The 22,472-nt window shown below is 70.6% G+C and carries 17 protein-coding genes, 1 tRNA gene and 1 riboswitch; of the genes, 4 read left to right on the forward strand and 14 right to left on the reverse strand.

Annotation, left to right across the window (positions count from 1 at the left end; all coding sequences use genetic code 11):
- The first annotated feature begins 230 nt into the window (after positions 1 to 230).
- Both ACH499_RS30755 and ACH499_RS30760 read left to right on the forward strand, forming a co-directional pair.
- Positions 231 to 1,451 (forward strand): acetyl-CoA C-acetyltransferase, encoded by a 1,221-nt coding sequence (locus ACH499_RS30755; protein WP_399019954.1) that lies wholly within the window; start codon positions 231 to 233, stop codon positions 1,449 to 1,451.
- Positions 1,452 to 1,743: 292 nt separating this feature from the next.
- On the forward strand, positions 1,744 to 2,526 hold the full coding sequence (locus ACH499_RS30760) for a hypothetical protein (RefSeq protein WP_356205473.1): 783 nt from the start codon (positions 1,744 to 1,746) through the stop codon (positions 2,524 to 2,526).
- Positions 2,527 to 2,547: 21 nt separating this feature from the next.
- On the opposite strand, the gene ACH499_RS30765 is transcribed toward ACH499_RS30760, so the two are convergent.
- The 7 genes from ACH499_RS30765 to ACH499_RS30795 form a co-directional block, all read right to left on the reverse strand.
- Positions 2,548 to 2,859 (reverse strand): hypothetical protein, encoded by a 312-nt coding sequence (locus tag ACH499_RS30765; RefSeq protein WP_356205474.1) that lies wholly within the window; start codon positions 2,857 to 2,859, stop codon positions 2,548 to 2,550.
- Positions 2,860 to 3,036: 177 nt separating this feature from the next.
- Positions 3,037 to 3,948: a Bax inhibitor-1/YccA family protein gene (locus tag ACH499_RS30770; RefSeq protein ID WP_356205475.1), complete on the reverse strand. Its 912-nt coding sequence runs from the start codon at positions 3,946 to 3,948 to the stop codon at positions 3,037 to 3,039.
- A gap of 158 nt (positions 3,949 to 4,106) precedes the next feature.
- Positions 4,107 to 5,282: a 4-hydroxybenzoate 3-monooxygenase gene (locus ACH499_RS30775; RefSeq protein WP_399019957.1), complete on the reverse strand. Its 1,176-nt coding sequence runs from the start codon at positions 5,280 to 5,282 to the stop codon at positions 4,107 to 4,109.
- Between the two features lie 309 nt (positions 5,283 to 5,591).
- Complete coding sequence (locus ACH499_RS30780; protein WP_399019959.1) at positions 5,592 to 6,740, reverse strand: glycosyltransferase family 4 protein; 1,149 nt, start codon at positions 6,738 to 6,740, stop codon at positions 5,592 to 5,594.
- Positions 6,737 to 7,315 (reverse strand): hypothetical protein, encoded by a 579-nt coding sequence (locus ACH499_RS30785; protein WP_356205478.1) that lies wholly within the window; start codon positions 7,313 to 7,315, stop codon positions 6,737 to 6,739. The genes ACH499_RS30780 and ACH499_RS30785 overlap by 4 nt, the downstream gene beginning before the upstream one ends.
- Before the next feature lie 179 nt (positions 7,316 to 7,494).
- Positions 7,495 to 9,762 carry a CDP-glycerol glycerophosphotransferase family protein gene (locus tag ACH499_RS30790; protein ID WP_356198545.1) on the reverse strand — a complete coding sequence of 756 codons (2,268 nt, stop codon included), beginning with the start codon at positions 9,760 to 9,762 and terminating at the stop codon, positions 7,495 to 7,497.
- Between the two features lie 799 nt (positions 9,763 to 10,561).
- Positions 10,562 to 10,645: transfer RNA gene (locus ACH499_RS30795), tRNA-Leu, on the reverse strand.
- 407 nt (positions 10,646 to 11,052) lie between these two features.
- Here ACH499_RS30795 and ACH499_RS30800 point away from each other — a divergent pair.
- Together ACH499_RS30800 and ACH499_RS30805 are read left to right on the forward strand one after the other, a co-directional pair.
- A complete protein-coding gene (locus tag ACH499_RS30800; protein WP_356198547.1) occupies positions 11,053 to 11,823 on the forward strand; it encodes an ABC transporter ATP-binding protein in 771 nt (256 codons plus the stop codon).
- Between the two features lie 44 nt (positions 11,824 to 11,867).
- Complete coding sequence (locus ACH499_RS30805) at positions 11,868 to 14,396, forward strand: ABC transporter permease (protein ID WP_399019962.1); 2,529 nt, start codon at positions 11,868 to 11,870, stop codon at positions 14,394 to 14,396.
- 68 nt (positions 14,397 to 14,464) lie between these two features.
- Here the strand turns inward: ACH499_RS30805 and ACH499_RS30810 are convergent, their stop codons facing one another.
- The 7 genes from ACH499_RS30810 to ACH499_RS30840 all read right to left on the reverse strand — a co-directional run bounded on the left by ACH499_RS30810 (position 14,465) and on the right by ACH499_RS30840 (position 22,185).
- The gene (locus ACH499_RS30810) at positions 14,465 to 15,766 is read right to left on the reverse strand and encodes a class I SAM-dependent methyltransferase (protein WP_399019964.1); all 1,302 of its coding nucleotides are present in this window, start codon (positions 15,764 to 15,766) and stop codon (positions 14,465 to 14,467) included.
- 216 nt (positions 15,767 to 15,982) lie between these two features.
- Positions 15,983 to 17,374 (reverse strand): NAD(P)/FAD-dependent oxidoreductase, encoded by a 1,392-nt coding sequence (locus ACH499_RS30815; RefSeq protein WP_356198552.1) that lies wholly within the window; start codon positions 17,372 to 17,374, stop codon positions 15,983 to 15,985.
- Positions 17,375 to 17,792: 418 nt separating this feature from the next.
- The gene (locus ACH499_RS30820; protein ID WP_399019968.1) at positions 17,793 to 18,734 is read right to left on the reverse strand and encodes an exopolyphosphatase; all 942 of its coding nucleotides are present in this window, start codon (positions 18,732 to 18,734) and stop codon (positions 17,793 to 17,795) included.
- Positions 18,731 to 19,270, reverse strand: a complete 540-nt coding sequence (locus ACH499_RS30825) for a DUF501 domain-containing protein (protein WP_399019970.1) — start codon at positions 19,268 to 19,270, stop codon at positions 18,731 to 18,733. The genes ACH499_RS30820 and ACH499_RS30825 overlap by 4 nt, the downstream gene beginning before the upstream one ends.
- Positions 19,271 to 19,299: 29 nt before the next feature.
- Complete coding sequence (locus ACH499_RS30830) at positions 19,300 to 19,782, reverse strand: septum formation initiator family protein (protein WP_356198555.1); 483 nt, start codon at positions 19,780 to 19,782, stop codon at positions 19,300 to 19,302.
- A 121-nt stretch (positions 19,783 to 19,903) separates the two neighbouring features.
- Complete coding sequence (gene eno / locus ACH499_RS30835; protein ID WP_351018139.1) at positions 19,904 to 21,193, reverse strand: phosphopyruvate hydratase; 1,290 nt, start codon at positions 21,191 to 21,193, stop codon at positions 19,904 to 19,906.
- Positions 21,194 to 21,462: 269 nt separating this feature from the next.
- A complete protein-coding gene (locus ACH499_RS30840; protein WP_356198557.1) occupies positions 21,463 to 22,185 on the reverse strand; it encodes a transglycosylase family protein in 723 nt (240 codons plus the stop codon).
- Between the two features lie 3 nt (positions 22,186 to 22,188).
- Positions 22,189 to 22,355: riboswitch (cyclic di-AMP (ydaO/yuaA leader) on the reverse strand.
- Between the last annotated feature and the right edge of the window lie 117 nt (positions 22,356 to 22,472).

The raw sequence follows: 22,472 nt of genomic DNA on the forward strand, positions 1-22,472 counted from the left end.
GTCACACCCGCCCCGTAGGGGCGCGGGGAACCGCCCGCTCGCCCGCACACCACCCGCACCCGACCGCGGCACCGCACCACCCCCCACCTCGCACCGCCCACCGCCGGAGGCCCAAGCAAGCGCTTAGAAAGCTGCGGCCCATCTCACACCCCCGCACCCGTGACCTGGGCCATACCTCCGGGTAACTTCCCAACCAGCCGCCTCAACCCCGCGACGCCACTGGAGCCGTGATGCCCGAAGCCGTGATCGTCTCAGCCGCCCGCTCCCCCATCGGTCGCGCCTTCAAGGGCTCCCTGAAGGACCTGCGCCCCGACGACCTGGCCGCCACGATCATCCAGGCGGCGCTCGCCAAGGTCCCCGAGCTGGACCCCAAGGACATCGACGACCTGATGCTCGGCTGCGGCCTGCCCGGCGGCGAGCAGGGCAACAACCTCGGCCGGATCGTCGCCGTCGAGATGGGCATGGACCACCTGCCCGGCTGCACCATCACCCGGTACTGCTCCTCGTCCCTCCAGACCTCCCGCATGGCCCTGCACGCCATCAAGGCCGGCGAGGGCGACGTCTTCGTCTCGGCCGGCGTCGAGATGGTCTCCCGCTTCGTCAAGGGCAACTCCGACAGCCTGCCGGACACGCACAACCCACTGTTCGCCGACGCCGAGGCGCGTACCGCCGCCGTCGCCGCGCAGGAGGGCACCACCTGGCACGACCCGCGCGAGGACGGCCTCGTCCCCGACCCCTACATCGCGATGGGCCAGACCGCCGAGAACCTCGCCCGCTGGAAGGGCGTCACCCGCCGGGAGATGGACGAGTTCGGCGTCCGCTCGCAGAACCTCGCCGAGGAGGCCATCAAGAACGGCTTCTGGGAGCGCGAGATCACCCCGGTCACGCTGCCCGACGGCACGGTCGTCTCCAAGGACGACGGCCCGCGGGTCGGCGTCACCATGGAGGGCGTGGCCGGCCTCAAGCCCGTCTTCCGCCCCGACGGCCTGGTCACCGCCGGCAACTGCTGCCCGCTCAACGACGGCGCCGCCGCCCTCGTGATCATGAGCGACACCAAGGCCCGCGAGCTGGGCCTGACCCCGCTCGCCCGCATCGTCTCCACCGGCGTCTCCGGTCTCTCCCCCGAGATCATGGGCCTGGGCCCGGTCGAGGCGAGCAAGCAGGCCCTCGCCCGCGCCGGTCTGACCATCGGCGACATCGACCTGGTCGAGATCAACGAGGCGTTCGCCGCGCAGGTCATCCCCTCCTACCGCGACCTCGGCATCCCACTGGAGAAGCTGAACGTCAACGGCGGCGCCATCGCCGTCGGCCACCCCTTCGGCATGACCGGCGCCCGCATCACCGGCACGCTGATCAACTCCCTCCAGTGGCACGACAAGCAGTTCGGCCTGGAGACGATGTGCGTCGGCGGCGGCCAGGGCATGGCCATGGTCATCGAGCGCCTGAGCTGAACCACCCAGGGCCACTGAGGCACCGTCAGTAGCCCGCCGGGGACCCAGCGTCACGCTTCGGTCCGGAGCCCCGCGAGCGACGGGGTTCCGGACCGTTTTGTGATCCAAACGCCCCCAGGATGTGACCTACCTCTCCCGTCACCTTGATTTACGCAGGTCAGACCAGTCACACCCCCCACGGCCGGGCCCAAAGTCCTGTCCGTTTCGTGACGTTACGCACTGACAGGCGGTTAGTCCGCCCTTCAAGCTGAGGTAGGAAGTCGGGGGTCGACCTTGAACCGGGAGTACGTCAGTGAGCGCCATGCCGATCGCCCTGCTGCTCACCACGGCCGCCACCGGCGCCGTGGGCGTCGCCGTCCTGCGCGCTGTCCTCGTGCTGCGCCGCCAGGTCACGGCCCTGCACGCCGAGCTGGCCGAGAGCCGGGCAGACGCCGCGCGGAGCCGGGTCCCGGCCGCCCGCACCACCAGTGACACCGAGGAGATACGCGCCGCCGTCGCCGAGGCCCTCGCCGAGGAGCGCGAGCGCGAGCTGGCCGAGGCCCGGGCGTTCTGGGCGGCCCAGGAGACCCGTGACTCCTCCGACGCCCCGCTGCTGCTCGGTCTGTCCGACAGTGAGCTGTTCCTGCCCCGCCAGGCCGACCTCGCGGGCCTGGAGCCGGTGACCGAGCCGGGCACGGACACCGAGGAGCCGGCCGGGGAGAGCGCCGAGCTGGCCGCCGCGCGCCGCCGCCACCCCTCGCACCCGGACTTCGTACCGAATCCGTCCCCGTCCGTGAACGACCACGAGCGCACGGTCGCCGCGCTGGAGGGCCTGGCCGCCTCCCACGTCGCGCTGGCGGACGTCCGCCCGGGCCCGCTGGGCACGCTCGACGTGTACGTGTTCGCCGACGGCACCACCCTGTGCATGACGCCGGGCCACCGCGAGACCGCCGAGCGCCTGGCCGCCGCCCTGAGCGCCGGGCGGACGCCGTACCTGCTGGGCGGCTCGGGCATCTCCGGCGCCTACACGCTGACCTTCGCCTGCGGCGAGGAGAACGTCTACATCCTGGCCGACCGGGTCATCGCGTCCCTGTAGCCGGCGCCCCGGCCCCGCGCCTCACACCCCGGCGCGTTTGCGGGCCTCCTCCACCAGCCGCACGGCCTCCTCCACCTGGTCCTCGTCCGTCACCACGACGGCCAGGTCGTGCGCGGCGACGGCGATCTGGTCGGCCGCGGCGAACATCCCCGCGTCCGGCATCACCTTCGGCTCGGCCTCCGGCTCCTCGATGAGCTGGGCGCGCCGGGCCAGCTCCCTGGCCAGCTCCAGCGCCTCGGCGGCGGCCCCGCGCTGCAGTCTGCTCTGCGGGGCGGCCCGCAAGCGGTCGGCGAAGTCGTCCACGGCCCGGGTCAAAGACGTCGTATCCACCACGGCGCGAGCGTACGCGGCGTTCCGGGGCCGTCGCCAACGGGCGGGTACGACCCGAGGGGGCCCGCGCGGGCCGCGGCGGGAGTGTCCGTCCCGCCGACGAGGACGACGAAGGGGCCCCGGGCGAGTGCCCGGGGCCCCTTCACGCACGCGCTCCCACGTGGGCGCGCGGCGGATGCGTCAGTCGCTGCTGTTGAGGATCGAGATGAGCCGCAGGAACTCCAGGTAGATCCACACCAGCGTCAGCGTGAGGCCGAAGGCCGCGAACCAGGCCTCCTCGCGCGGGGCGCCGTAGGCGATGCCGTCCTCGACCTGCTTGAAGTCCAGGGCGAGGAAGCAGGCACCGAGGATGATGCCGACGATGCCGAAGACGACACCCAGCGCGCCGCTGCGGAAGCCGAGGCCGTCACCGCCGCCGAAGACGGCGAACAGCAGGTTCACCATCATCAGGAAGACGAAGCCGAGCGCGGCCGCCATCACGAAGCCGTAGAAGCGCCGGTTGACGCGGATCCAGCCGGCCTTGTACGCGATCAGCACACCGGCGAAGACCGCCATCGTGCCGATCACGGCCTGCATGGCCGCGCCGTCGGCGATGCGGTTGTCGACGACGCTGGAGACGACGCCGAGGAACACGCCCTCGAACGCCGCGTAGGCCAGGATCAGCGCGGGCGCGGGCTTGCGCTTGAAGGACTGGACGAAGGCCAGCACCATGCCGATCAGCGCGGCGCCGATACCGATGCCGTAGGAGCGGCTGATGTTGGCGTCGTCGACCGGCAGCAGCGCCCAGGCGAGCGCGGCGGTGACGACGAGGACACCGAGCGTGGAACCGGTGCGGACGACGACGTCGTCGATCGTCATCCGGCCGGTGGTCGCCGGCGCCTGCGGCGGCGTGCCGTACTGCAGGTCCTGCTGGGCGTACGGGTTCTGGGCGTACGGGTTGCCGGCGGGCTGGGCGTACGGGGCGCCCTGCGCGTACGGGTTGCCCTGCGTGGCGACAGCGGGACCCCCGGCCTGCGGCGCGGCGTTGAAGCCCGCGTAGCCGTTGTCGCGGCTGAACCCCCGTCGCGAGAAGACCGGGTTTCTGCTCCTCATTTCACTCCTCCATGGCCACACTGCGCAGCCTTGGGCTCAAGAGTAATAGAACGGCAAAGGATTGACCCTACTGCTTGGGGAGGATCTTTCCCTCGTCCTGTCGCGCAACACGCTACGCGCGGCGGTGATTCCCCTCACTGGCGGGGCTCCGGGCCCGTTCAGCCGATCGGGAAGCCGGTGTAGGCCTCGGCGAGGTCGGTCTCGGCAGCGCGGGAGCCGGCGATGCGGGCCAGACGGGCGACCTGGAGGCGGTCGTCGAAGGGCGTGGCGTCGGGGGCGCGGTGCAGGAGGGTCGTCATGTCGTAGGAGAACCGCTCGGCCTGCCAGACGCGGCGCAGACAGGTGGCGGAGTAGGCGTCTAGCAGCTCGTCGGAGCCGGTCTCGGCGCGGTGGGTGAGGGCGCGGGCGAAGGTGACGACGTCGCCGACGGCGAGGTTGAGGCCCTTGGCGCCGGTGGGCGGCACGATGTGCGCGGCGTCGCCGGCCAGGAAGAGCCGGCCGTGCCGCATGGGCTCGTGGACGTAGGAGCGCATCGGGGTGACGGACTTCTGGGTGAGGGGGCCGCGCCGCAGCGTCCAGTCGTCGTCCGTCTCGAGGCGGCGTTCCAGCTCGGCCCAGATCTCCTCGTCGCTCCACGCCTCGGCGTCGGTGCCCTCGGGCACCTGGAGGTAGAGGCGGGAGACGGACGGGGAGCGCATGGAGAGCAGGGCGAAGCCGCGGTCGTGGCGGGCGTAGACCAGCTCGTCGTGGGAGGGCGCGACGTCGGCGAGGACACCGAGCCAGCCGAAGGGGTACGTCCGTTCGAAGGTGCGGCTCAGTCCGGCCGGGACGGCCTTGCGGGCCACGCCCCAGAAGCCGTCGCAGCCGACGACGTAGTCGCACTCCAGGACGTCCTCGACGCCCTCGTGGCGGTAGCGGACGCGCGGCCGGTCGCCCTCGGCGCCCTCGACGGCCAGCGCCTCCGCCTCGAACAGCAGCGGACCGCCGTCCTCGAGTTGGAGGGCGATGAGGTCCTTGCAGACCTCGGTCTGGGCGTAGACCGTCACGGACCTGCCGCCGGTCAGGGCGGGGAAGTCGACGCGGTGGCGGCGCCGGTCGAAGCGCAGCTCGATGCCGTCGTGGCGCAGCCCCTCGCGGTCCATCCGCTCACCCGCGCCCGCCGCGCGCAGGACGTCCACCGTGCCCTGCTCCAGGATCCCGGCGCGCTGGCGGCGTTCGACGTAGGCGCGGTCGCGGCTCTCCAGGACGACCGAGTCGATCCCGGCGTTGTGGAGCAGCCGGGCGAGCAGGAGTCCGGCGGGGCCGGCCCCGATGATGCCGACGGTGGTGCGCATCGGTCGTTCCCTTCGCTTGGCGTCGTTGCCTTCGCTCACGAGCGTGTCGTGGCGTCCGCGCCGCCACGGGCGTACGCGTTCGCCTGGTGAAATTTCCTTCACCATTTGTCGACGTGAGTTTCCGGCCGGACGCCCGCCACTGTCAACGGGTTCGGGGGGAGGAGTTCACCCGCCCCGGCACCGATGGCCGGGGCAGGGCGCGGGTGGAGCCTTCGCGGCGCGGGTCGGGGCCGGCGTCCGCTCGCCGGAGCGGGGACGCGGAACACCCAGGGACCGGGGTCGGGGTGCGGTCGCCCCGACCCACGCGGCTCACTTCGCCGCGGTCAGGTCCTCGTAGAGGATCTCCCAGGCCTTGGTGACGACTTCGGGGCCGTACTCGGCGGCCTTCTGCAGGGCCGCCCTGGAGAAGTCGCGGCGCAGTTCCTCGTCCTCGATGAGGCGGATGATGCCCGCGGCGAGTGCCTCCACGTCGAGTTCGGGGACGAGCAGGCCGTCCACCCCGTCGGCGACGAGTTCGCGCGGGCCGACCGGGCAGTTGAAACTGACCACGGGCAGGCCGCAGTTCATCGCCTCCAGCAGCACCATGCCGAAGCCCTCGGACTTGGAACTCATGGCGAAGACGGACCCCTTCGCGAGTTCCTCGTCGAGCTTGCGCGTCGGCCCCATGAGGAAGACGTGGTTGTACAGGTGCCTGACGCGGACGGCCTTGCGCAGGGCCTCCAGCTCGGGGCCGTCGCCGTGGATGCGCAGCGTCCAGTCCGGGTGGGCCTCCACGACCCGGCCGAAGGCCTCGATCAGCTTGTCCACGCCCTTGTTGCCGTCGAGCCGTCCGGCGCTGACCACCAGGGGCCGTGAGAGGTCGCTGCGCGGGACGTCCAGGGAGTGCAGCGCGTTCGGGATCCGCTCGACGCGGACGCCGGGGAACGCCTCGGCGTAGGCGGCACGGTCCGCTTCGGTGAGGCAGACGAGCGCGTCCATCTTCACGTAGGCGGCGTCGATGGCCTTGCGCCACTCGCCCTTGTGCGTGGACAGACCCGCGTGCTCCTGGACGACCCGGACCAGCGACGGGTCCGTGAACTCGGCGACGACCAGGTTGATCGTGGGGCGGGTGCCGATCACGATCCGGTCCTCCAGGCCGCGCAGGAAGCGGATCATCGCGCCGATGCGGCGACGGCTGTCCGCGTTCTTGGCGAGGCCGGCCGGGAACAGGTCGTGCCAAGAGGTGTCCTCCGGGCCCTCGTACCGGTCCCAGTCCACGTACGAGCCGGACCGGTTGTCCACGAGCGCGGTCACCCTCACCCGCGGGTCCAGCGGGAAGGGCGGCTCCTCGTGGTAGCGCAGCATGGTCGCGATCTCGACGTCGTGGCCGCGCTCGGCCATGGCGTTGGCCTGGTTGAACACGGTCCGGACGGTGCCCCCGACGCCGAACGCGTTGTAGATCACGTAGGTCAGCTTCATGTCGCGCTCCGGTTGCCGTTGTCGCGTCGGGCGCAGCGTACCGAGAGGTCGTCGCCGTCGGTGTAGTACGGCAGTACGGCGACCCCCGCCTCGTACTGCTCGGGGAACTTCACGATCTGCTTCTTGCCCGGCATGTCGTCGAGGTGGCGGCCGACCCGGAGGAACAGCTTCTTGCCGCCTCGCATCCCGATCACGTGCACGTCCCAGTGCTCGCGGGGCAGCGCGTCCCAGACGGCCAGGTCGCGGACGGGCACGAGCGCCTCGAAGCGCGCGCCGTCGCTGACGACGGGGAAGTACAGCCGACGCGGGGTGGGCGGCGACGTGCGGGTCACACTGCGCCTGAGCCGGTCCTTGAACCGCTGGACACCGGTCAGGACGGGGACCTCGGGCCGTTCGCGGGAGGTGAGGCGCAACGTCCACCCCTTGTCCACGGGCGCGTCGTCCGGCACCCCGCCGGCGAGGAGCGTCCCGAGGATCCGGATGTGCCCGTCGCGCGGCCAGACCCGACTGATTTCAGCGTGGGGCCGCTCCCCGGCACTGGCTTGCATGGCCACCTTCTCTTCTGTTCCTGTCATGGGCCTTGTCCCTGGACGAGGCGAGAGGTCGGGCAGAGCGGCGGCGCCGGTCCGCTTCGTTCCGCCAGGCTCCCCGAGGGTGGCAGGGCGGGAGTCCGTGCGCACATGCCGAAGCCGTCGAGTCTCGGTCCCCGGCGTCGGCGCTCCACTCGGTGGCGCGCCGACGCCCGACCGGAAATCTACGCGGCCCTGGACGGCTCGACCACAGGCCGCCTGATGCTCGCGGCCTCGGCGGCCTTGGGCGACGGGGCCGGCGTCCGCTCGTCCAGCGGCACGACCGGCAGGTTCTCCGCCGGCTCACCCAGCAGGATCTGCCGTATGACGCGCTCGGCCGCCCGGCCGTCGTCGTACTCGCAGAACTTGCGGCGGAAGGCGTCCCGCAGGGCGTCGGACCGCTCGTCCTGCCAGGCGCCGCTGGCGAAGATGTCGTGCAGTTCCTCCTGGGTGCGCGCCACGTGGCCGGGCGGCTCCTCCGTGAGGTCGAAGTACACGCCGCGGGAGACCTTGTACACCTCCCAGTCGTTCGCGTAGATCACGATCGGCCGGTCGAGGTTGGCGTAGTCGAACATCATGGACGAGTAGTCCGCCAACAGCACGTCCGCGGCGAGCTGCAGCTCCTCCGAGGACGTGTGGGAGGTGACGTCGATGACACGGGCCGCCCCCTCCAGTGCCCGCAGCTCCGCCGTCTGCTCGTAGAAGTGATGGCCTCGCATGAGCACCACGAAGTCGTCACCGAGGGCGTCGGCGAGGCGGGCGACGTCGAGCTGGGGGACGAAGCCCGCGGTGTAGTCCCGGTGGGTGGGCGCGTAGAGGACGGCGGTCTTGCCCCGCGGGATGCCGAGCTCCTCCCGAAGGCGCAGGACGTCGTCGGCGGTCGAGTTGTAGAAGACGTCGTTGCGGGGGTAGCCGCTCTCCAGCGGTGCGAAGGAGCACGGGAAGGCCCGCTCCCAGATCTCCGAGGAGAACCGGTTGGAGGCGATGCAGAAGTCCCAGCGGTCCGAGCGCTCCAGGAGCTTCTTGAAGTTCGTGCCCTTCGCGGCGACCGGGTGCGCCAGCAGGTGGACGCCCATGTGCTTGAGCGGCGTGCCGTGTTGCGTCTGCACATGGACGGTGCCGGGCCGCTTGACGAAGCGGTCCTCGAAGTTGACGTTGTTGAAGAAGTACTTGGCGCGTGCCATGACCTCCCAGTACCTGGGGGTCCCCGGGATCACGTAATCGGTGCCCGGCGGGAGCTTCTTCACCTCGTCCTGCTTGGCGACCACCACGCCCCTGATGTGGGGAGCCAGCTCCTTGGCCTTGGCGTGCAGCGCGGCGGGATTGCACACGTAACCGCGGCCCCAGTAAGCCGAGTAGACGGCCAGATTCGGGTCGATGGGCTGCTTGAGCGCGGTTTCGTAATGGCGGTCCTGGCGCTTGCCGGCAATCTTCTTCTTGGTCGCTCGGACGGTCTTGCGGACCTTGCGCCGGCCTTGGTTGGCGACCTTCAGAGTCTGGTAGACCGGGTAGGCGTCGCGCGCGATCAGTGCGTGCCGGATGCCGGTGTGTCCCTGGGGGCGCACGTAGCCGGCCGGCACATAGCGCCGATAGTGACGATGGGCCAGGGTGAAGAATTCGGCCCGCAGCTCTTCGGGTACGCGGTTGCTCTTCGCCAGGATCGCGATGAAGTGGTCGATCATCTGGGTGAAGATCCGCGTACGCCACTCGTCGAGCGAGGGGTCGCTGTCGATGAAGGCGAAGACCCGCTCGTACTGGTCGAAGATGTCGAAGTGCTTGCGGCTGACGGTGCGGAGGATGTTGCCCTGGCGACGCTGGCGGTAGTGGACGACCACGTGGTCCAGGGCGGCGATCCGGTCGGCCGACATGAGGACCGGGAAGGTCCACGGAGTGTCCTCGTAGTACCCCGGCGGGAATTGGAAGCCGCGCTGCTCGACGAACTCGCGCCGGTAGACCTTGTTCCACACGACCATGAGCAGGGTGAGGAACTCGGGCCGCTGCTTCGCGGTGAAGACCTCCGGCCCCTCCGTCCGGAAGACGGATGCCAGGCTGTTGCGGGTCACCCCGCCCCACCAGAAGGTGCGCGCGTAGTCGAAGATCAGGACGTCGGGGTCGGTGGTCTCCGCCAGCCGGTCCGCGATGAGCTGCAGCGAGCCGGGCGTCAGCGTGTCGTCGCTGTCGAGGAAGAAGAGATAGTCTCCGCGCGCCAGCTCCATACCGGCGTTCCGCGCCCGGCCCAGTCCCACATTCTCGGGCAGGTGCAGCGGCCGTACCCTCTCGTCGGCCTTGGCGAATTCGTCCACGATCTCCCCGCAGCGGTCGGGGGAGCAGTCGTTGACGGCGATTACCTCGATGTCGCGGAAGGACTGCTCAAGGACGGACTCGAGGCACTCCCGCAAGAAGGACTGCACTTGGTAAATCGGCACAATCACACTGATACGCGGCTTCGACACGCCCTGCTCTTCCAATCCTATGACCGCACCGGTTCGCTGACCGAGTCCGGGGCCGGGTCCGGGTCCTGAGTCTTTCGTCATCCGAAGGGCCTGGAGGGCAGGCGCGAGGTTGACGGATGAGGCAGGATACACTGACGAACAGCTCATATGTTATGCACACAAGCTGACGCCTCGTCGTGGGGACTCGCCCGGCCTGTGACGTGAATCATGACTCCGGAGCCGGCCGTGATCCCCTTCGTAGTCGGGGGACTGAGACGGCGCCCGCTTTCGTTAGGCAAAACCCCCGGTCGCGGGGTTCCGTCATCGCGCCGGTGAGAATGCGGCACTTCCGCCAACAACCTTCTCGGTGGCATCGGTTCCCTGGTTCGCCACAGTCTTCCTGGGAGAAGTCTCACAGGCTCCCGAAGCGATCCCGGCGCCGCGTCAGGCCGGGCCGAAGTCGTCCCGCGGTCTTCGACGAACGCGCCGAAGAACGGGCCGTCCTGTCCGGCAGGTCCTGTCCGGCCGGTCGCTGTGGGGCAGGTCGCTGTCGGGCCGGTCGCTGTGGGCCGGCCGGTCGCTGTCGGGCCCGCGGAGGACGCCCCTGCGGCACGCCGGCGTCCGACAGCGGTTTCGGTGCGGGAGGGACGAGACGCCCGGGCCGGACCGCGGGGGTCGCTCCCGGCCGGTCGAGCGGACGGGAGAGCGCCCGCTCCCCGCGTCCAGCGGGCGGGGCGGGCGCACAGGGTCTCGCGGTCTCCCGGAAGGGAAACGGCACACTGCCCGCGTGGCCGCAGGTGCGCCGCCGTGCTTGAGCGAGTGCCCGGAGCCGGACTTGAACCGGCACGCCCGCGAAGGGGCAGCGAGGTTTAAGCTCGCCGTGTCTGCATTCCACCATCCGGGCAGGCCATGGGCTCCGCTTCGAGTGCCTCGACCCTATCGGGACGCACCTTCGCGGCAGCGGGCGGGCGGACCGATGTTGTCTTATTTTATTGGCGGCTGAGGGTGCATCAGCTCCGCGGCCAGGCCCCTCGGCACTTGCCCGAACAGCCTCACCCGTGACGGCCGGCCGCGCACGCGGAATGACGGGATTTCACCGTCTCTACAAGGACGCCCACCCCGTTCTCGCCGGCGCACGCGGTCCCCCGGCGCGTCGGGGTCACCCGTCATCCGCAGGTATGACACCGGCCCCCGCCGTCCGACCTCAGTCGCCCCCGGAAACCGGAACAGCGGCTGACTCCAGGGCGCCCCGCGGCCGCGACGATGGATGTCGTCCCCCTCGCAGCGCCGTACCGAAGGAGAACCCTTCCCGTGACCACCGCACCCATCGCCGACCGGTCCACCAGCGTGGCCGCACGCGCCACGGAGCTTTCCAAGATCTACGGCCAGGGCGAGACCCAGGTGGTCGCCCTGGACCGGGTCTCCGTCGACTTCCGGCAGGCCGAGTTCACCGCGATCATGGGCCCCTCGGGCTCCGGCAAGTCGACGCTGATGCACTGCGTCGCCGGGCTGGACACCTTCTCCTCCGGTTCCGTGCGCATCGGCGACACCGAGCTGGGCTCCCTGAAGGACAAGCAGCTCACCAAGTTGCGCCGGGACAAGATCGGCTTCATCTTCCAGGCGTTCAACCTGCTGCCGACGCTCACCGCCCTGGAGAACATCACCCTTCCGATGGACATCGCGGGCCGCAAGCCGGACAAGCAGTGGCTGGACTCGGTGATCGCGATGGTCGGCCTGTCCGGCCGCCTCGGGCACCGCCCCTCCCAGCTCTCCGGCGGCCAGCAGCAGCGCGTCGCCGTGGCACGGGCGCTGGCCTCCAAGCCGGAGATCATCTTCGGTGACGAGCCGACCGGCAACCTCGACTCCCGCTCGGGCGCGGAAGTCCTGGGATTCCTGCGCAACTCGGTGCGCGAGATGGGCCAGACCGTCGTGATGGTCACCCACGACCCGGTGGCCGCCGCCTACGCGGACCGGGTGGTCTTCCTCGCCGACGGCCGCATCGTCGACGAGCTGTACGGGCCGACGGCCGACTCGGTGCTGGACCGCATGAAGCGGTTCGACGCCAAGGGCCGCACGAGCTGACGCCCCGCCCCCTCGCCCCCCGTACGTCTGGACAGAGAAGACCCATGTTCCGTACCGCCTTGCGCAATGTCTTCGCGCACAAGGCCAGGCTGTTGATGACCGTGCTCGCCGTGATGCTCGGCGTGGCGTTCGTGTCGGGCACCCTGGTCTTCACCAACACCATCTCCGACGCCCTCCAGAACAGCTCCGCCAAGGGCTTCGACCACGTCGACGTCGCCGTGAAGGCGAAGTACCAGGACGCCGAGGGCGACAAGGTCGGCGAGGTCCCCGAGCTGACGCAGGCCGAACTCGACGCGAGCGCGAAGGTGCCGGGCGCCGCCTCGGCCGTCGGCGTGGTCCGGGGCTTCACCGCGGTCGCCGACAAGGACGGCGACCTCATCGGCGACGGCTGGAGCACCGAGGGCGCCAACTACTGGGGTGCCGAGGACCCCCGGTACCCGCTGGTCGACGGGCACGCCCCGAAGGGCGAGGGCGAGATCCTCATCGACTCCAAGACCGCCGAGCGCACCGGCTACAAGGTCGGCGACCGCGTGCGGATGTCCGTCGACGGCCCCGTCCTGACCCCGAAGGTCGTCGGCGTCTTCACCACCGACGACGGCAGCGTCGCGGCCGGCGGCAGCCTCACCCTGTTCGACACGGCGACCGCGCAGCACCTGTTCGGCAAGAAGGGCACGTACGACGAGATCGACGTCGCCGCGAAGGACGGCGTCACCGAGGCCGCGCTGAAGGCGCAGCTCGACAAGGCGCTGCCGAAGGGCCTCGTCGAGACCACCACCGCGAAGGAGCTCGCCGACGAGCAGGCGGAGATGATCACCGCGTCGATGAGCGGCATGCGGCAGGGCCTGCTGGTCTTCGCCGGGATCGCGCTGTTCGTCGGCACCTTCATCATCGCCAACACCTTCACCATGCTGGTCGCCCAGCGCACCAAGGAGCTGGCCCTGATGCGGGCGGTCGGCGCCTCCCGCCGCCAGGTGACGCGCTCGGTGCTGATCGAGGCGTTCCTCGTGGGCGTCGTCGCGGCGGTGGCCGGCCTGCTGGCGGGCATCGGCATCGGCGCGGGGATGCGCTCCCTGGTGGGGTCGCTGGGCGCGCTCGTGCCCGACGGTCCGCTGGTGATCTCGCCGGGCACCGTCGGCGCGGCCCTCGCGGTCGGCGTCCTGGTCACCATGCTCGCCGCGTGGCTGCCGGGCCGCCGTGCGGCGAAGATCCCGCCGGTGGCGGCGATGAGCAGCGTGCACGCCACCGCCACGACCAAGTCGCTGGTGCTTCGCAACACGCTGGGCGCGCTGTTCTCGGCCGCCGGCATCGCGGTCGTCCTCGCGGCGACGACGATGGGCGGCTCGGACGGACAGGCCCCCATGGGTGTGGGCGCGGTCCTGCTGATCATCGGCGTGTTCATCCTGACGCCGCTGCTGTCCCGCCCGCTGATCGCCACCGCCGCACCGGTGCTGCGCCTGTTCGGCGTCTCCGGCAGGCTCGCCCGGCAGAACTCGGTGCGCAATCCGCGCCGCACCGCCGCCACGGCGTCCGCGCTGATGATCGGCCTGACCCTGATCACCGGCATGACGGTGATGGCGGGCAGCCTGCAGAAGTCGATCGACAAGATGGCGTCCGCCTCGATCAAGGCCGACTACGTCGTCTCCATGGCCAACGGCAACCCGCTCTCCCCCGACGTCGGCGAGAAGCTGCGCGAGGCCGACGGCGTCACCGCCATCAGCCCGCTGCGCAACTCCGCCTCCCGCATCGACGGCGACACGGAGTACCTCACCGGCGTCACCGGCTCCACCATCGGCGAGCTGACCGACCTCCCGGTCGAGGACGGCGCGTTCGAGGTCGCGGGCACGAAGGTCGTCGTGGACACCGACACCGCGAAGGACCGCGGCTGGAAGGCCGGGTCGCGTTTCTGGACCACCTACGAGGACGGCGAGAAGCAGCAGCTCACCGTGGCCGGGGTCTACGAGGGCAACGACATGATCCGCGGCATCATGCTGGACAACGCCGTCCTCGCCCCGCACCTGACCGACCCGGTCGACATGCAGGTCATGGTGAAGACCGCCGACGGCGCCTCGCAGTCCGCCAAGGACGGCCTGGAGAAGGCGCTGGGCACCAACCCGGCCATCAAGATCCAGGACAAGAAGGACATCTCCAGCGAGATCGCCAAGATGTTCACGCTGATCCTGAACATGCTCTACGGCCTGCTGGCCATGGCGGTGATCGTGGCCGTCCTCGGTGTCATCAACACCCTGGCCATGTCGGTCTTCGAGCGCTCCCAGGAGATCGGCATGCTGCGGGCGATCGGCCTCGACCGCGGGGGCATCAAGCGGATGGTCCGCCTGGAGTCGCTGGTGATCTCCCTGTTCGGCGGCGTGCTGGGCATCGGCCTCGGCGTGTTCTTCGGCTGGGCGGCCGGCGAGCTGATGGGCTCGACCATGGCCACGTACGAACTGGTCCTGCCGTGGGGCCGGATGGCCGTCTTCCTGCTGCTGGCCGCCGTGGTGGGCGTCCTGGCCGCCCTGTGGCCGGCCCGGCGGGCGGCGCGGCTGAACATGCTCCAGGCCATCAAGGCCGAGTAGCCGTACGCAGGCGAAGGGCCCCGTTCCACGGCGGAACGGGGCCCTTTCCCGTGCGCGGGGCGGTGCGGTCAGTTCCAGGTGCGGGTGCGCAGCGGCAGGCCGGCGGCCCCGGAGTCGGGGGTCTTCACGGCGAGGACCTGGTTGACGCCGATGCGGTTGCGCTCGAAGGAGAGCGCGGAGGCCGCCATGTAGAGGCGCCAGACGCGCGCGCGGCCGGGGCTGACGAGCCGGGTGGCCGTCTCCCAGCCGGCCTCCAGGTTGGCGACCCAGCGGCGCAGGGTGAGGGCGTAGTGCTCGCGGATCGACTCCACGTCGCGCACCTCGAAGCCGGCGCGTTCGAGCTGGGTGACGGTGGTGCCGAGGGGGGCGAGTTCACCGTCGGGGAAGACGTAGGAGTCGATGAACTCGTCCACGTGGTACGCCGACTCGTCCCGCTGGGGGCGGCGGGCGATCTGGTGGTTCAGCAGCCGGCCGCCGGGCTTGAGGAGCCGGTACAGGTCCTCGGCGTACTCCAGGTACCGCTCGGCGCCCACGTGCTCGGCCATGCCGATCGAGGAGATCGCGTCGTAGGGCCCGTCGGCGATGTCCCGGTAGTCCTGGACGCGGATCTCCACGCGGTCGGTGAGGCCCTCGTCCGCGACCCGCTTGCGCGCGTAGGCGGCCTGCTCCTGGGAGAGGGTGACGCCGACGACGCCGACACCGTGCTCGCGGGCCGCGTGGAGCGCCATGGAGCCCCAGCCGCAGCCCACGTCCAGGAGGCGCTGACCTGCCCTCAGGCCGAGCTTCCGGCTGACCAGTTCGAGCTTGTCACGCTGGGCGGTCTCCAGGGTGCCGCCCTCGGACTCGGGGGCCGGCCAGTAGGCGCAGGAGTACACCATGGAGGGGCCGAGGACGAGTTCGTAGAAGTCGTTGCCGACGTCGTAGTGGTGGCTGATGGCGCGGCGGTCGGTGCGCTTGGTGTGCAGGTGGCCGCGGACCCTGCGGATCTCCTCCTGGGGCGGCGCGGGCGGCAGCGGCGGACCGGCGAGCTTCACCAGTCCGCGTACGGCGGCCCGAACCTCGGGGTCCCGGAGGGAGGCGACGAGCCCCCGGGCGTCCTCGCCGCGCTCCCAGACGAGGCCGGCGAGCAGGTCGAGGGCGGTGTAGAGGTCGCCCTCGATGTCCAGGTCACCCGCGACCCAGGCCCGGGCCAGCCCGAGTTCCCCCGGCTTGAACAGCAGCCGGCGCAGCGCCCTGCGACGCCGTACGACCAGCGTCGGCGCGTCCGGCGGACCCGCCTGCGAACCGTCCCAGGCGCGAACACGGACCGGGAGGGGCACTCCCAGCAACTGTTCGAAGAGGTTCTGCAGCCGCAGCGCGGCGTCAGCCATGGCATACCTCCGTGACGACCGATCCCGGAATGTCCTGACACCACGAAAACACCTGGGGGGCCGCCGCACAGTCCCCGGCGCGCGTTACGAGTGAGCAAAATACTTGTACCCACCACGTTTTATCGCCCCGTCGGAGCAACACCGAAGGGGCCGCCCGCACCACGGATGGCGGGTGGCCCCTTCGGGGTTGTGCTGGCGCTGCGGGGTGACCGGGGGTCAGGAGGCCTTGGCCTCGGTCTTCTCCGCGGGCTTGTCGGCCTTGGGCGCGGCGGGTGCCGGCTTGGCGGCCTCGTAGAACTCCTCGCGCGGCGACTCGATGGCGCCGAGCGAGACGACCTCGCGCTTGAGGAACATGCCGAGCGTCCAGTCGGCGAAGACCCGGATCTTGCGGTTCCAGGTCGGCATCGCCATGCCGTGGTAGCCGCGGTGCATGTACCAGGCGAGACGGCCCTTGAGCTTGATCTTCATCTTGCCCATGACGATCATGGCGACGCCCTTGTGCAGGCCGAGGCCCGCGACCGCGCCCTTGTTGGCGTGGCTGTACTCCTTCTGCGGGAAGCCCCGCATGCCGGAGACGACGTTGTCGCCGAGGACCTTGGCCTGGCGCAGCGCGTGCTGGGCGTTGGGCGGGCACCAGGCGTTGGGGTTGCCGTTCTTGCGGCCGACCAGGTCCGGGACCTGGGCGTTGTCGCCCGCGGCCCAGATGTAGTCGGTGCCGGTGACCTGGAGGGTCGGCTGGCAGTCGACATGACCGCGCGGGCCGAGGGGAAGGCCGAAGCGGGCGAGCGCCGGGTTCGGCTTGACGCCGGCCGTCCACACGATCGTGTTGGAGTCGACCTCGAGGCCGTTCTTCAGCACCACGTGGCCGTCGACGCAGGAGTCCATGGAGGTGGACAGGTAGATTTCGACACCGCGGGACTCGAGGTGCTCCTTGCCGTACTGGCCGAGCTTCGGGCCGACCTCGGGAAGGATCTTGTCGGCGGCGTCGACGAGGATGAAGCGCATGTCCTCGCGGGACACGTTCCGGTAGTACTTGGCCGCGTCGCGGGCCATGTCCTCGACCTCACCGATGGTCTCCGCGCCGGCGAAGCCGCCGCCGATGAAGACGAAGGTGAGCGCCTTGCGGCGGATCTCCTCGTCGGTGGTGGAGTCGGCCTTGTCGAGCTGCTCCAGGACGTGGTTGCGCAGGCCGATGGACTCCTCGATGCCCTTCATGCCGATGCCCTGTTCGGCGAGGCCGGGGATCGGGAAGGTGCGGGAGACCGCGCCCATGGCGATGACCAGGTAGTCGAAGGGCAGCTCGTACGCCTCGCCGACGAGCGGGGCGATCGTGGCGACCTTGCGGTCCTGATCGATGGTGGTGACCCGGCCGGTGAGGACCTCCGCCTTGGGAAGCACGCGTCGCAGGGGGACGACGACGTGCCGCGGGGAGATGTTGCCGGCGGCGGCTTCGGGGAGGAAGGGCTGGTAGGTCATGTACGACCGCGGGTCGACGACGGTGACGGTCGCCTCGCCGTAACGCATCTTCTTCTGGATGCGTCGAGCTGCGTACAGGCCTACGTACCCACCGCCTACTACGAGGATCCTGGGACGCTCCGTGGTGCTCATGGCATCGAGTATCCACCCGCCCCAGGGGGGTGGTTCGTGCGCCCCTTCACAAGCTTCGAGGGGGCTTGTGCTACCATCCGCCGCCCACGTGACGGAGATCATGGCGGGAGACGGAACCGACGTGGAGCGCGTCCCGTTGTCAATGCCGCGTGAGCTGCCCCTCCGTGTCGCCGAGGGCGGTGGAGCACCCTCCCGAGACCCTGCGCCCGGGCCCCTTCGACGGGCCCTCCTGAACACGTTCAAACGGCAGTTGAACCACCGGAAGGGCCAACCGGCGCCCTTTCCCGGGCCGACAGGCCCCATTTCCTTGTGAAGAACTTCACGAAGTTTCCCGACGGGATGTCGCCGAGGGGGCCCCGAAGGGCCCCCGGGCGCGCTCAAACGTCGTCCGCCCTGCTCAGAAAGGTGCCGCGAATCCCTACGCCAACGACCAGGCGATGCCGTCGAGGATGTCGTGCTCGCTCACGACGACCTCCTCCGCACCCGTGCGCTCCATGATCGCCAGCAGTATCAGCGCCCCTGCCGCGATCACGTCGACGCGGCCCGGGTGCATCGAGGGCACCGCCGCCCGCTCGGCGTGGGTGGAGTGCAGCAGCCACTCGCTGATCTCGCGGACCCGGGCGTGGGAGATCCGGGAGTGGTGGATGGCCGCCGAGTCGTACTCGGGCAGCTCCTGCGCGATCGCGGACACCGTCGTCACCGAGCCGGCCAGGCCGACCAGCGTGTGCGCCTCGCGCAGCGGCACCGTCCGCTCGGCCAGGTCGAGGGCCGCCTCGATGTCGGCCCGCATCGCCGCGATCTGCTCCGCGGCCGGCGGGTCGGTCACCGCGCCGTCGTGGACCAGGTGACGTTCGGTCATCCGGACGCAGCCGACGTCCACCGAGCGGGCGGCGCTCACCCGGCCGCCGCCGACGACGAACTCGGTCGAGCCGCCGCCGATGTCCACGACCAGGTAGGGCCGGCGGAGGTCCTCGCGGCCCGTCAGCTCCTTCGTCGCGCCCGTGAAGGAGAACTCGGCCTCCTGGTCGCCCGAGATGACCTCCGGCTCCACGCCGAGGATCTCCAGGACGCCCCGCACGAACTCGTCCCGGTTCTCGGCGTCCCGGGAGGCGGAGGTCGCCACGAAGCGCAGCCGCTCGGCGCCGTGCTCCTTGATGATCCCGGCGTACTCGCGGCAGGCGGCGAAGGTGCGCTCCAGCGCCTCGGGCGCCAGCCGCCCGGTGCGGTCGACGCCCTGGCCGAGCCGCACGATGGTCATGCGGCGGTCCAGTTCGACCAGCTCGCCGGTCTCCGGGTGCGCGTCCGCGACCAGGAGCCGGATGGAGTTCGTACCGCAGTCGACGGCGGCCACGCGGGTCACTGGGCGTCCTCCCCGTGGCTCTCGGCGACCGTCACGCACGGTCCCTTGCGCCACCACTCGGGCAGCATCGCGATGGCCTCGTCGCCCAGCGGGTTGACGCCGGGGCCGGCCGCCAGCGAGTGGGCCACCAGCACGTGCAGGCACTTCACCCGGTCGGGCATGCCGCCCGCGCTCGGGAAGCCGGTCAGCTCCTCGATCTCGTCGCGGCGCCGGATGTAGTCCTCGTGCGCGGCCCGGTAGGCGTCGGCCAGCTCGGGGTCGGCGGCGAGGCGCTCGGTCATCTCCTTCATCACGCCGTTCGCCTCCAGCGTGCCGATCGCGGAGGCCGCCCTCGGGCAGGTCAGGTAGTACAGCGTGGGGAAGGGCGTGCCGTCGGGCAGCCGCGGCGCCGTCTCCACGACGTCCGGCTGTCCGCACGGGCAGCGGTGCGCGATGGCCCGCAGGCCGCGCGGCGGGCGCCCGAGCTGCTGTTTGAAGGCCTCCACGTCCGCGTCGCTGGGCTCGGTGCGCGGGGTGGTGGGAGGGGGAGTCTGCATGGCTGTCTTCTGCTGGTCTTCCTGTTGGGTCACTGCCGGTCGGCGCCGGCGTCGGCCTTGTCGACCCCGTCCCACACATTGCGGTACCAGGGACGGTCGGCCGCGCCGAGGTCGGTGCGCGACTTCTTCGCCGCCTCCGGGTCGACGACGACGAAGCCCGTCTCGCCCGGCATCACATAGTGCAGCCGCAGCCGGATCTGCTGCTCGGCGTAGGCGTCGTCCTGCCAGCGTGCCTTGAGGTCGCGCAGGTCCTCCACCCGCTCGCGGGTGCGGGCCTGTTCCTCGCGCAGGTCGGCGATCTCGGCGCGCTGGGCGACGTACTGCCGTAACGGGTAGGCGAGCGCCACGACGAGCGAGCAGAGCACCATGGCGAGCAGCGCGGCCCGGCCGGTCAGCCGGGACCGGCGCGCCTGGCGCTTGGTCTGCGAGCGGTAGACCCGGGCGGCGGTCTGTTCCCCGATCAGCCGGATCCTGGTCGCGGTGGAGAAACGGTCCCGGTCCTTCACCGCCATGTCCCCGCCTCCGCCTTCGTCCGTCTCCTACGTGCGTACGTCCCCGCACACGGTACGGGACCGAGTACGGGGACGTACGTACGACGCTTCCTACAGAGGTGGCACTCGGCCCTCGCCGTGCCTACTGGTTGGCGGAGCGGAAGCGCGGGAAGGCGCTGCGGCCGGCGTACACCGCGGCGTCGTCGAGGATCTCCTCGATGCGCAGGAGCTGGTTGTACTTGGCGACGCGCTCGGAGCGGGCCGGGGCACCGGTCTTGATCTGGCCGCAGTTGGTGGCGACGGCCAGGTCGGCGATGGTGACGTCCTCGGTCTCGCCGGAGCGGTGGGACATCATGCACTTGAAGCCGTTGCGCTGGGCCAGCTCCACGGCGTCCAGGGTCTCGGTCAGCGAACCGATCTGGTTGACCTTGACCAGCAGGGCGTTGGCCGCGCCGTCCTCGATGCCGCGGGCCAGGCGCTCCGGGTTGGTGACGAACAGGTCGTCGCCGACGAGCTGGACCTTGTCACCGAGCTTGTCGGTGATGGTCTTCCAGCCCTCCCAGTCGTCCTCGAACAGCGGGTCCTCGATGGAGACCAGCGGGTACGCCTCGACCAGCTCGGCGTAGTACTCGGTCATCTCGGCGGCCGAGCGCTCCTTGCCCTCGAAGGTGTAGGAGCCGTCCTTGTAGAACTCGGACGCGGCGACGTCCAGCGCGAGCGCGATCTGCTCGCCCGGGGTGTAGCCGGCCTCCTTGATGGCCTCGAGGATGAGGTCGAGGGCCTCGCGGTTGGAGCCGAGGTTCGGGGCGAAGCCGCCCTCGTCGCCGAGGCCGGTGGCCAGGCCCTTGCCCTTCAGCACCTTCTTGAGGGTGTGGTAGACCTCGGTGCCCCAGCGCAGCGCCTCCGAGAAGGACTCCGCGCCGATCGGGGCGATCATGAACTCCTGGATGTCCACGTTGGAGTCGGCGTGCGAGCCGCCGTTCAGGATGTTCATCATCGGCACCGGCAGCAGGTGCGCGTTCGGGCCGCCCAGGTAGCGGAAGAGCGGCAGGTCGCTGGCCTCGGAGGCGGCGTGGGCGACGGCGAGCGAGACGCCGAGGATGGCGTTGGCGCCGAGCGAGCCCTTGTTGTCGGTGGCGTCCAGGTCGAACATGGCCTGGTCGATCAGGCGCTGCTCGGTGGCGTCGTAGCCGACCAGCTCGGGGCCGATCTGCTCGATGACGGCGAGGACGGCCTTCTCGACGCCCTTGCCCTGGTAGCGGTTGGGGTCGCCGTCGCGGAGCTCGATGGCCTCGAAGGCACCGGTGGAGGCACCGGAGGGAACGGCGGCACGCCCCGTGCTGCCGTCGTCGAGGCCGACCTCGACCTCGACCGTGGGGTTGCCTCGGGAGTCCAGGATTTCCCGGGCTACGACGACGTCGATGGACGGCACGAGCATCTCCTTCTTCAATGTGACGCTTCGGTGTGACGCGGGCCCGCAGGGTCCGCGGCGGCTCTGCGGGACGAGCCTAACCGGCTCCGGGCGATCGGCCAGCCGGTCGCCCACCCGGTGGACAGAACCGAGAGTAAATTGTTTCCGAACGGAACAAAGACGGTTCGGGGAAACCGGGGGTACGCGCCCGCGGCGCCGGGCGCGAAAAAACCCGCCCCGGTGCGTACGGGGGAACACGCACCGGGGCGGGAGCAGGGGCGGGCCGCCGCTTACTTGAGGTGGAGCTGCTGGCCCGGGTAGATCAGGTCGGCGTCGTCGACGATGTCGTCGTTCAGGTCGAACAGCTTCGCCCAGCCGCCCTTGACGTGGTGCTCGGCGGCGATCGAGCTGAGCGTGTCGCCCTTGACGACCTTGTACTCGCCGTCGCCCTTCTCGACCTTCTTGCCGGTCGGGGTGGTGACGGTCTTCTTCTCGGCCTTCTTCTCCACCTTCTGCTCGGCGGCCGGACGCTCGGAGGAGCGCGACGCCTTCTGCTCGGTGGAGCGCTCGGCGGTGGAGCCGCCACTCTGGCTCTGCGAGGAGCCGCTGTCCGTGCTCGCGGCGGAGCCGCCGGTGTACGCGGCGCTCGACAGGCCGGTGCCGCAGACCGGCCAGGCACCCTTGCCCTGACCCGCGAGGACCTTCTCGGCGATCTCGATCTGCTGCGACTTGGTGGCCTGGTCGGCGGTGGCGGCGTACTGCGTACCGCCGTAGGCGGCCCAGGTGGAGGCGGAGAACTGCAGACCGCCGTAGTAGCCGTTGCCGGTGTTGATCGACCAGTTGCCGCCGGACTCGCACTGGGCGACGGCGTCCCACTCGGACGCGGTGGCGGCGGAGGCGTTGCCGGCCGCCATCAGCGGGGCGGCGACGGCGGCGCCGGCCACGCCGGCGACGGCGATGGCGCGAGCGGCCTTGGACGGACGACGGTGCTTGCCCTTGCTGGAAAACAGCATGGTTGATCCCCTCACCGACGCCTGCGAGGTGAGCTGTCGGGTTCGGGCCGGTTGAGTTGCCCGGCCGGGTCCCTCACGGGACTCGGCTTCACCCCTAGCCGCTCCGATTCGCTTGCCCGGTGCGGCACTTACCTTGGGTCCCCCGCTCCTGCCTGCGGCGCTTGACGCGACGACTGTTCCCGGGCTGCCGCTGGCAGGATTCGGCGTTGCGGCGGCCGGGGCCCGCGGTGGCGAGCGGTCATGACCGTAGACACGGGTTCGGCCGTTTTTCAAAGACGATCACGGCT

The sequence above is a fragment of the Streptomyces sp. NPDC018947 genome (assembly GCF_044390505.1).
Classification (GTDB): domain Bacteria; phylum Actinomycetota; class Actinomycetes; order Streptomycetales; family Streptomycetaceae; genus Streptomyces.